We start from the raw sequence: 1547 nt of genomic DNA, 5'->3' as shown, positions 1-1547 counted from the left end.
ACCGCGTTCAAGAACAAGGGCGTCCAGCCCCTGCTCGACGCCATCATCGACTACCTGCCGTCGCCGGTGGAGATTCCGCCCATCGAGGGTGTCGACCCCGATACCGAAGCTCCGGCGACCCGCGAGTCCGCTGACAAGCAGCCCTTCTCGGCGCTGGTCTTCAAGATCATGACCGACCCCTTCGTCGGTCAGCTGGCCTACTTCCGGGTCTACTCCGGCCACGTAGAGGCGGGCAGCTACGTCTACAACCCGGCCAAGCGCAAGAAGGAGCGCATCGGTCGTCTGCTCAAGATGCACGCCAACAAGCGTGAGGAGATCAAAGAGGTCTGGGCCGGTGATATCGCCGCTGCCGTCGGCCTCAAGGGCGTGACCACCGGTGACACCATTTGCGAGCAGGACTCGCCCATCATTCTCGAGTCCATGAGCTTTCCGGAGCCGGTGATCTCGGTGTCCATCGAGCCCAAGACCAAGTCCGATCAGGAGAAACTGGCCACCGCCATGGCCAAGCTGATGCAGGAGGATCCCACCTTCCGCGTCCACACCGATCCGGATACCGCCCAGACCCTGATTTCCGGCATGGGCGAGCTGCACCTCGAGATCATCACCGATCGCCTGGTGCGCGAATTCAACGTCGGCGCCAACATCGGCCGGCCGCAGGTCGCCTACAAGGAGACCATCACCGCCGAGGCCGACGCCGAAGGTCGCTTCGTCCGGCAGTCCGGCGGTCGCGGTCAGTACGGTCACTGTAAGATCCGCATGCGCCCCACCGACGAAGGCGATCTGGTGTTCAACAATCAGATCAAGGGTGGAGCGATTCCCGGCGAGTTCATCAAGCCCATCGAGCAAGGCATCCGCGAGGCGATGGAGACCGGTACTTTGGCCGGCTTCCCGGTCTCCGGGATCGAGATCGATCTCTACGACGGCAGCTTCCACGAGGTGGACTCCTCGGAAGGCGCCTTCAAGATCGCCGGCTCCATGGCCTTCAAGGAGGCCGCCAAGCGCGCCAAGCCGGTGCTGCTGGAGCCCATCATGGAGGTCGAGGTGGTGACCCCCGAGGATTACATGGGTGACGTCATCGGCGACATCACCTCGCGGCGGGGCCGGGTGCAGCATATGGAGGGACGGGCCAACGCTCAGGTCATCCGCTGCATGGTGCCGCTGTCGGAAATGTTCGGCTATGCCACCGATCTGCGTTCCCAGACCCAGGGGCGCGCCAATTACACGATGCAGTTCTCTGCGTACGAGCCCGCTCCCAAGAATGTGAGCGAGGAGATCGTCGCGAAGGCTGCCGGCTGAGTTTGTCTTCCAGGTAGAAAGCTTAGGAGTTTCAGGAGGAGTCATGGCGAAGGAAAAGTTCGAGCGGACAAAGCCGCACGTCAACATCGGGACCATCGGTCACGTGGACCATGGGAAGACCACCCTGACTGCGGCCATTACGCGCATTCAGGCGGCCAAGGATATGGCGCAGTTCGCGGCCTTCGACGCCATCGACAAGGCCCCGGAGGAGCGCGAGCGCGGTATCACCATCGCGACGGCGCACGTGGAGT

The 1547-nt window shown here is 63.0% G+C and carries 2 protein-coding genes; both read left to right on the top strand.

All coding sequences use genetic code 11. The features are described 5' to 3' along the window. Positions 1-1296, top strand: a 1296-nt coding sequence (fusA, locus tag SX243_26255; protein MDY7096490.1) for an elongation factor G, incomplete at its 5' end; no start/stop codon positions are given. Between the two features lie 43 nt (positions 1297-1339). Further along, a partial coding sequence (locus SX243_26250; protein ID MDY7096489.1) for a GTP-binding protein occupies positions 1340-1547 on the top strand: 208 nt, incomplete at its 3' end.

The organism is Acidobacteriota bacterium, assembly GCA_034211275.1.
Classification (GTDB): Bacteria; Acidobacteriota; Thermoanaerobaculia; order Multivoradales; family JAHZIX01; genus JAGQSE01.
Note: the sequence above shows the minus strand (reverse complement) of the source record. Positions and strands in the feature narration are given on the sequence as shown.